Below are 9,051 nucleotides of genomic sequence, written 5' to 3'. Positions count from 1 at the left end.
TTGCGGCGCAGCGGAAAGCCCATGAATGGCAAAGGCAAAGTCTTCTACCGGAATCGGGAAGTTCAGGGTTTCGCCGTCGCGCTGTGGCTGAGTCAGCAGCGTCGCGGCCGGTTTTGCCTGGAACTTCAGGTTAGCCAGCAGTTCCGGGATATCGATAAACTTCGGCGTCAGGCCGGCGCGCAGCACGTTATCGGAGTTCGCCATCACTTCCAGCGCCACGCCTTTCAGGTAGGCGTGCGGCGTTTCGGCAAACAGGAACATCGCTTCGCCCGGCTGCAGGGTGATCACATTGAGCAGCAGCGGCGAAAACAGCCCGCTGTCATCCGGATAATCGCTGGCGATGGATTTGATCGTCTGCCACGGTTCGCCTTCACGCGCGTTGAGTGCCGATTTCAATACGCCGATGGCGCGCGATTTGGCCTCGTCTTGCAGCGAAAGTAGCGTGGCGAACAGTTTTGCCAGGTTGGCTTCGTTAGCATTCTCGAGGAAGTGGGCGATTTGCGGATGCGCACCGGCCACCGGCTCGAGCAGCGAGACAATCTCATGCAGCTCGCGGAAACCGTTCATCGCCTGGAATGGCGTCAGCGCATACACTAATTCGGGCTTGTGGTTGGCATCTTTATAGTTACGTTCAGCGGCGCTGAGTGGAATGCCAGCAGCATTTTCACGCGCAAAACCCTCTTCAGCAGCGGCTTTACTCGGGTGTACCTGAATCGACAGCGGCTGATCGGCGCACAGCACTTTAAACAGGAATGGCAGCTCGCCGAAACGTTCCGCCACCGCTTTACCCAGCGTGGCGATCTTGTCGGCATCAATCACCTCACGCAGCGAACGCGCTTCGCCGTTGACCTCAACGGTCGAAGGGCTTTTCGGGTGCGCGCCCATCCACAGTTCCGCCATTGGCAAACCTTGTGGATTTTCGATGCCGTAGAGTTCTGTCAGCGCAGTTTTGCTGCCCCAGGCGTAATTTTGCAGCGAATTGTTCAATTTTTGCATCGTTTACCCTTAATAACCGTAAGTAAATAGGCTTATTAAAGCAGAAAGTGCCATAGAAAATACACGAACAAGTGCAATAAAGGCGATAGGCTCGCATAATGTTAAATTCTTGTATGTGACAATCTTGCTCGCTCAACGGCGTCGCGGGAAGGCGTTTAGAGCGGAAACCTCAAAATCTGAGCTAAGGAGACGTAGTCATGGCAGCCAATCGCATTGAAAAAGACTCAATGGGACCGATCGAAGTACCGGCAGATAAGTTGTGGGGCGCACAAACCCAGCGTTCGCTGGAACATTTCAAAATCTCGACTGAGAAAATGCCGGTGGCATTGGTGCATGCGCTGGCGCTGACCAAGCGTGCGGCGGCGCAGGTGAATCAGGATCTTGGTTTGCTTCCAGCCGATCGCGCCCAGGCGATTCTTAAAGCCGCCGACGAAGTGCTGGAAGATAAACACAGCGACGAGTTTCCGCTGGCGATCTGGCAAACCGGCTCCGGCACCCAGACCAACATGAACATGAACGAAGTGCTGGCGAACCGCGCGAGTGAAATCCTCGGCGGAGAGCGCGGCATGTCGCGCCTGGTCCATCCCAATGACGACGTGAATAAAAGCCAAAGCTCCAACGATGTGTTCCCCACCGCCATGCACGTGGCCGCGGTCATCGCCGTGCGGGAGCAGCTGATTCCGCAGATTCACGTGCTGAAAAAGACGCTGAGTGAAAAATCCGACGCCTTCAAAGATATCGTCAAAATTGGTCGTACCCACTTGCAGGATGCGACTCCGCTGACGCTCGGTCAGGAGATCTCCGGCTGGGTGGCGATGCTCGAGCACAATCTCAAGCACATCGAAAACAGTATTCCGCACGTGGCGGAGCTGGCGCTGGGCGGCACCGCAGTTGGTACCGGCCTGAATACCCATCCGGAATACGCGGTACGCGTGGCGAAAGCGCTGGCCGATTTGACCAAACAGCCGTTTGTTACTGCGCCGAATAAATTTGAAGCGCTGGCGACCTGCGATGCGCTGGTCCACGCACACGGAGCGCTGAAAGGTTTGGCGGCTTCGCTGATGAAAATTGCCAACGATGTACGCTGGCTGGCTTCTGGCCCGCGATGCGGCATCGGCGAACTGGCGATTCCGGAAAACGAACCTGGCAGCTCGATCATGCCAGGCAAAGTGAACCCGACGCAGTGCGAAGCGCTGACCATGCTGTGTTGCCAGGTGATGGGCAACGACGTGGCGGTGAACATTGGTGGCGCATCCGGCAACTTTGAGCTCAACGTGTTCCGTCCGATGGTGATCCACAACTTCCTGCAATCGGTGCGTCTGCTGGCCGATGGCATGGATAGCTTCAATCATCATTGCGCGATTGGCATTGAGCCGGTACGCGAGCGCATCGATCAGTTGCTGAACGAATCGCTGATGCTGGTTACGGCGCTGAATACCCACATCGGCTACGACAAAGCGGCGGAAATCGCTAAGAAAGCCCATAAAGAGGGCCTGACGCTGAAAGGCTCGGCGCTGAAGCTCGGCTATCTGACCGAAGAGCAGTTCGATGAGTGGGTACGTCCGGAAGAGATGGTTGGCAGCATGAAACAATAGCGGTTGAAAAAGCTAAGGCCGTTCAAATGAACGGCCTTTTTCGTTTACAACTGCCCGCTATACAACACCGGACCGGTTGGCTGGCCAGTTGGCGAGCCGCCGCGCGGTTCAAGACTGATAGCGATCACGCCTGAGCGGGAAATCGTGCTATTCAACGCAACATCGGTTGCTTTCTGGTTATCCAATAAACCCAGCGAAATCGGCGCTTTACCTGGCGGAATCAGCCACAGCTGCAAACTGTTGTTATCGGCGATGGTCACCGGATGTAACGGCGTCAGGCTCAACTGCGCCAGTTTGCTGTCCGCGCTGACTACCCATTGTTGTTGATGCTGAGCATCGTTCAGTACTGTCAACGGCGTTAACGTTGGCTTTTGCAGGAACAGTGAGGCGAGCAGGGCGATCGCCGCGATACTGGCGGCCGCCAGCCAGCCCGCATAATGACGTTTGGGCTGAATAACGCGTTGCTCGGGCAAGCTCAACGTAATCTTCTTCCACACCTTTTCCGGCGGCGTGACCGGCGCAAGCTGATTATCAAGGCCCCCCAGCATGGTTTGCCAGCGTGCGACGTTAGCCGCGAGTTCAGGCTCGTTGCGCAGCCGGCGCTCAAAGCGCAAACGCGCCAGCTCGCTTAAAGTGCCCAGCGCATACTCGGCCGCTAAGGCATCATCGCGTTGTACGTTATCGTTCATAGGCCCACACACTCCCGCAGATGCTCCAGCGCGCGGCGAATCCAGCTTTTAACCGAGCCAACCGGCTGTTGTAGCCAGGCGGCAATATCACTGTGGGACATCCCCTGATAATAGGCGAGCGTGATGCTTTGCTGCTGTTCGCTGCTCAGGTGGCCAATGCAGTGTCGCAGGCGATCGGCTTGCGCCGGATCGTGCCAGGTATTCTGTTCGTCTTCCGCCGTTATCTGCAGCAGATCGTCAAACTCTTCTGTATTTAGCGTCATGCGCGCTTGTCCGCTGCGTAACCCGTCAATGCAGCGATTGCGCACAATGTGCGTCATCCATGTCATCGGCGCGCTAAGGGCGGCATCGTAGGCGTTGGCCCGGTTCCAGATAGTGAGATAGCAATCATGCAGCACCTCTTCCGCCCAGCCTTGCTGGCGTAGCATGCGCAGGGTGAGGGCGAAAAGATGTGGCGAAGTCAGTCGATAGAGTTGTTCAAACGCGCGGCGATCGCCCTGTGCGATCGCCGGCAATAACGTCACTAATTGTTCTGTTAGCCTATTATCCATAATCTTCCCGGTTGGCTAAAATGCCCAATCCGAGTATAGGCAATTACTTAGGCATTAAGACGGTATCAATCACATCAATCACACCATTTTTCTGATTGACGTCATAAGTGCTGATATTCGCCACATTGCCTTGACCATCTTTCAGCTGAATATTGTGCGGGCCATTATTCATAATCCACAACGGTTGGCCGTTAACAGTTTTCAGCTCGGCATGACCGCCACCTTGCTTGATTTTCATCTCCAGCGCTTTCATGTCGTATTTGCCCGCCACCACATGATAAGTCAGGATGCTGGTCAACTTCGCTTTGTTCTCCGGTTTCACCAGGCTATCAACGGTGCCCGCTGGCAACTTGGCGAAGGCCGCATTGGTTGGCGCGAAGACGGTAAACGGACCTTTACCTTCGAGGGTTTCCACCAAACCCGCCGCTTTAACAGCAGCAACCAGCGTGGTGTGATCTTTGGAGTTCAGCGCGTTTTCAACGATGTTTTTTTGTGGATACATCGCTGCTCCGCCTACCATCACGGAGCCATTATCCATCGCGGCGAATGCACCTGCGGTGAACAGTAAAGTGCTGGATACGACTGCAATGCCCATTAGCTTTTTCATCATAAATCCTCGTAGTAGGGAGCGAAGAAGTTGCTCACACTCTGATATACGAGGGCAGGTGATGAATTGGATGCAGTGATTTTGAAATTTATTTTTAAACCTGCCGATCGCTCCATAAATGCAGGCGCGGAATGATCAGATGCAGCGACTCGGCCAGCGGTTTGTGGCGATAAGCCACGTTATCGGCATCGTAGTTCAGCAGCTCACCCAAAATCGGTACCTGGGTGCGATCGCGGCACAGCACCAGCAGCGGAGAAGGGCAGGCAAGCTGCACCTGTTTCTTCTCGCTGGCGCGCCACACGCGGGCAATCGGCTGCACTTTTACCGGACGCTTGATTTTCAGTTTCGCACCCGCCGGTAACGCAAGGATCGCTTCCAGCTCCAATTGCACTTTTTCCGCCCACTGTTCGCGCGTCCACGGCGCCTGAGCGCGATTGGCCTTCAGGCTGCGCTCCAGCTGTTCCACCACCTGATCACGGGTAACGTTCTTGATGATATTTTTATTCGCCCAGCCGAAGCGCAAACTATCCGGTGAGTTAAGCAGCGCCACGCTGCGGTAAGCGTTAAGGGTAATTAACCCGCGCAGATGCTGGTGGACAAACTCAAAACGCGCCTCGCTCGGCAAGCCCGATTCCACGGTTATCAGCTGTTCCAGCCGCTGCTTCAGAGTATTTATCTCCGCAACCTGCTGCGTAATCTGTTCATGCACATCGCCGTCGGCTTCAATGCAAATCGCGCCCGGCAAGCGCACGGCGGCTTTGGTGCTAAGTTTTTCCGATTGATGCTGCATAAACAGGCGGCAATAGTGCGCCAGCGCCATATCGCGCGCCGTTTTGCCAAGATGCTGCGTCACCGCGATGCGTTCAATTTCATCATGCTCGCGGCCTTTCTCGATTTCCGGCAGGCTAAACACGCGCGCAATCAGCAGCGGTTGCTGCTCAATCTGTTGGCGCAACGCGCCCAAACTCGCTTCCAGCGCGTTGACGCAGTCATGCAGATCGGCAACCAAATCATAACGAGCCATAAATGGCCTCCATAGTTACAACATACTTTTCAGTGTACTGACTTAGGTGCCGGTCTGCCAGCGTAGCGCAAGGATTTTGTTAAGCAGCCAACGACGGGATTTTTCCAGCGGGATGAACGTGTTATAACAATGCTTTGCCTGCTAATGGATAATTGTGTGAAGCCTCAGCCAAAGCCACCTGCCGCCGCCATTGTTACACTTGGATTAGTGCAAATCCTGTCATGGGGCGGATCCTTCTATCTTATGGCGGTGATGGCCAATCCCATCGTGGCGGAAACCGGCTGGTCGCAACAATGGGTGTATGGCGCGCTATCGCTCGGCATGCTGATTTCCGGTTTACTGGCCCCGCTGAGCGGGCGACTGATTTCCCGCACTTATGGCCGCGCGTTGCTGGCGGCGAGCGGGGCGGTGATGGCGCTCGGTCTGGTGATTATGGGATTAAGTCATAACCTGCCGCTGTTTCTGTTTGCCTGGCTGATTATCGGCATTGGCATGGCGATGGGCCTCTACGATGCGCTGTTTGCCACGCTCGGTACGCTGTACGGCGGCCAGGCGCGCGGTGCGATTACCGGCATCACGCTGATCTCCGGCTTCTGTACCACCTTAGTATGGCCGGGCACCGCGCTGCTGATTCACTGGCTGGATTGGCGCGGCGCCTGTTTTGCTATCGCCGGATTGTTATGTGTTTCAGTATTGCCCGCCTATCTTTACGCGCTGCCCGCGCCAGAAGGGAAAATCGCCGCCGCCAAAGCAAAACCGACCGCGCAGGGCGACGAATTGGCACCAACGCTGTTTTGGCTGCTGTGCAGCATCTTCACTCTTGCATCGGTGATCATGACGGCCATTTCGGTGCAGCTGATCACCTTGCTGCAGGCCAGCGGCCACACGCTGGCGTCGGCGCTGGCCATCAGCGCGATTCTCGGCCCGTGTCAGGTGGGATCACGTATCGTGGATATCGCCTTTAAGCGCGGTCACCCGATCTGGACCACCTTTTTCTCTGTAGGATTAGTAGCGCTCGGCTTGCTGCTGCTGGCGTGTTATCCGCAGTTTGCGGTGCTCAGCATGGTGCTGTACGGTGCCGGGAATGGTTTGCGCGCCATTGTGCGGGGAACTTTACCGCTGGTGATGGTCAAACCAGAGGCTTATGCGATTGTGGTAGGGCGCATGGCGCGTCCCGCTTTAATCGGCCAGGCATTGACGCCGCTGGTTGGCGGCTATGTGTTTCAGCATCTCGGAGCCAGCGCCACGCTGTGGTTGTTATGCGTTCTGGCGTTGATTAACGTGCTGTTGGTGGTGCTTTTGCAGCAGAAGTTGCCGCAGGCCATCCCACAGTCGGAAAGGGGAGTGATAAACTAAGCAGCCTGTGCGCTTCTGCCCGATTAAATGGGGAATACGTGCCTGGATCACGGACGTTGACTTCTAAAAAGCAACAGTGTTTGTTATATTTATTGCTCATTGATTACTCACTGTCGCGGCATAAAAACAACAAGATAACCGCAACTCAGGATATTGAAATGCTTGATTACCGCTTCCCGACAGCTTTGCAGATGGTTTTGAGCGTAGCGATGGCGGAGCAACTGGGTAAACGCTCGACCAGTGCCATTTTGGCGTATGGTCTTGAAGCGAACCCCAGTTTCATTCGGAAACTTATGGTTCCGCTCACGCGTGACGGCATCATCGTCTCAACGCTTGGCCGCACCGGCTCGATTCATTTGGGTCGCCCGGCCGCTGAGATTACGCTGCGCGACATTTATACTTCTGTGATTGAAGATAAAAAACTCTGGGCATCGCGCCCTGATGTGGCACCGCGCTGTTTGGTCAGCGCCAACCTGTGTTGGTATTTCAAATCGATTGCTGAAGAGGCTGAAGAAGCGTCGCTAAAAGTGCTGGAAACCCGCACCGTAGCGGACGCGCTGGCCGAACTGAAGCACAACGACACCAGCAACTGCGAAGAGCTACCCGATCTCGAACTCGCCGACCTGTGTAAGAAAGGCCGCTAAAACCACCATCCCGTAGGGTCGCCATTCATGGCGACCTTTTTTATTGCCTCGAACTCCAGCCATACAATTCCATGCACATTGGCGAACTGCACTTCATTTTTAGCTTAATCGGTCACCATGAATGGCGACCCTACGGTTGTGTGGTGAGGTATAGGCAATCTATTGCTCAAGTGAGCGGCATTTCGCCCTGATAGCCATCTTCTACCCATAAAAAATCCGGGCACTTGGCCCGGATTGTTCATTTCATCTAAAACTCTTACACGGTTTGCACTTCAGCCTGCGGCTGCTTACGCGTCACCAGCTTACGCAGCGTCACATAAAACACTGGCGTCAGGAACAAACCAAACAGCGTCACGCCCAGCATGCCGGAGAACACGGTAATCCCGGTAACGCCGCGCACTTCCGCGCCTGCACCTTCGCCAAGAATCAGCGGAATGGTACCGGCGATAAAGGCAATCGAGGTCATAACGATCGGACGCAAACGCAGACGACAGGCTTCCAGCGCCGCATCGACAATGCTCTTGCCCTGCATCTCCAGCTCACGCGCAAACTCAACGATAAGAATCGCGTTCTTACATGCCAGCCCCATCAGCACCACCAGCCCAACCTGCACAAACACGTTGTTATCGCCACCGGTCAGCCACACGCCGACCAGCGCAGAGAGCATGGTCACCGGCACAATCAGGATTACCGCCAGCGGTAGCGTCCAGCTTTCATACAGCGCCGCCAGCACCAGGAACGCCAGTAAAACGGCGACCGGGAAGACGATCAGCGCGGTGTTGCCCTGCGTTGATTGCTGATAACTCAGGTCGGTCCATTCAATGTTCATGCCGTTCGGCAGCACCTGCGTGGACATCTCTTCCAGCTTCTGCATTGCCTGCGCCGAAGAGAGCACGCGCGGATCGGCATCACCAATCAGGTCCGCCGCCGGATAGCCGTTATAGCGAATCACCGGATCCGGGCCGTACGTGGTGGTGATATTCACCATGCTGCCAATCGGCACCATTTCGCCGCGATCGTTGCGGGTACGCAGATTACCGATATCCTGCACGCTATCGCGGAAATCGCCGTCCGCCTGCGCCATCACGCGCCAGGTGCGACCAAACTTATTGAAATCGTTAACGTACGACGATCCCAGATAGGTTTGCAGCGTGCTGAACAGTTCGGTCAGCGACACGCCTTGCGCTTTGGCTTTATCACGATCCACCTGCACATCCAGCTGCGGCACGTTGGCCTGGTAGGATGAAATCGGGAACATCATGCCCGGCGTATGTAACACCGCACCCGTCATGGTATTGATGGCGGTTTGCAGCGCACCGTAACCGAGGCCCGCGCGATCCTGCACATACAGCGAATAACCCGAACCTTGTCCCAGACCCAAAATCGGCGGCGGCATAATCGAGAAGCCAAAGCCTTGCTGGATTTTCGAGATTTTGGCGTTGATCTCGGCATTGATCTCCGCCGCGCTGCGTTTACGCTCATTGAACGGTTTGAGGCCGAAGAACACCGTGCCGGTATTTGGCGTGTTGGTGAACTGCAACGCATTCAGACCGGGGAAGGCGACCGAATAGGCCACGTCTTCGGTGTTC

Annotated in this window: 9 protein-coding genes; 3 read left to right on the top strand and 6 right to left on the bottom strand. The window is 55.6% G+C overall.

The genetic code is table 11. From position 1 onward, the window contains the following. The coding region (manA, locus tag RTY00_RS13500) for a mannose-6-phosphate isomerase (protein ID WP_312664803.1) at positions 1 to 996 on the bottom strand (996 nt) is incomplete at its 3' end. A gap of 197 nt (positions 997 to 1,193) precedes the next feature. Between manA and fumC the strand changes: the two genes are divergently transcribed. Next, complete coding sequence (gene fumC / locus RTY00_RS13495; protein ID WP_312664802.1) at positions 1,194 to 2,591, top strand: class II fumarate hydratase; 1,398 nt, start codon at positions 1,194 to 1,196, stop codon at positions 2,589 to 2,591. A gap of 44 nt (positions 2,592 to 2,635) precedes the next feature. Here the strand turns inward: fumC and RTY00_RS13490 are convergent, their stop codons facing one another. From RTY00_RS13490 to tus, 4 genes are all read right to left on the bottom strand, one after another. Continuing rightward, positions 2,636 to 3,280, bottom strand: a complete 645-nt coding sequence (locus RTY00_RS13490) for an anti-sigma factor domain-containing protein (protein WP_312664801.1) — start codon at positions 3,278 to 3,280, stop codon at positions 2,636 to 2,638. After that, positions 3,277 to 3,831, bottom strand: a complete 555-nt coding sequence (locus RTY00_RS13485) for a sigma-70 family RNA polymerase sigma factor (RefSeq protein WP_008110146.1) — start codon at positions 3,829 to 3,831, stop codon at positions 3,277 to 3,279. Before RTY00_RS13485 ends, RTY00_RS13490 begins: the two co-directional genes overlap by 4 nt. Positions 3,832 to 3,874: 43 nt before the next feature. After that, positions 3,875 to 4,438, bottom strand: coding sequence for a fasciclin domain-containing protein (locus RTY00_RS13480; protein WP_008110148.1), 564 nt, complete (start codon positions 4,436 to 4,438; stop codon positions 3,875 to 3,877). Positions 4,439 to 4,532: 94 nt separating this feature from the next. After that, entirely contained in the window at positions 4,533 to 5,462 is a 930-nt protein-coding gene (tus, locus tag RTY00_RS13475) for a DNA replication terminus site-binding protein (protein ID WP_312664800.1), read from the bottom strand. A gap of 156 nt (positions 5,463 to 5,618) precedes the next feature. Between tus and RTY00_RS13470 the strand changes: the two genes are divergently transcribed. Beyond that, complete coding sequence (locus RTY00_RS13470) at positions 5,619 to 6,818, top strand: MFS transporter (protein ID WP_312664799.1); 1,200 nt, start codon at positions 5,619 to 5,621, stop codon at positions 6,816 to 6,818. A 158-nt stretch (positions 6,819 to 6,976) separates the two neighbouring features. Then, positions 6,977 to 7,462: an RrF2 family transcriptional regulator gene (locus RTY00_RS13465; RefSeq protein WP_008110154.1), complete on the top strand. Its 486-nt coding sequence runs from the start codon at positions 6,977 to 6,979 to the stop codon at positions 7,460 to 7,462. 256 nt (positions 7,463 to 7,718) lie between these two features. Here RTY00_RS13465 and RTY00_RS13460 read toward each other — a convergent pair. Next, a partial coding sequence (locus RTY00_RS13460) for an efflux RND transporter permease subunit (protein ID WP_312664797.1) occupies positions 7,719 to 9,051 on the bottom strand: 1,333 nt, incomplete at its 5' end.

This window comes from Pantoea sp. CTOTU49201, from assembly GCF_032054795.1.
In the GTDB taxonomy this organism is placed as follows: domain Bacteria; phylum Pseudomonadota; class Gammaproteobacteria; order Enterobacterales; family Enterobacteriaceae; genus Pantoea; species Pantoea symbiotica.
This window is presented reverse-complemented; position numbering and strand designations above follow the sequence as displayed.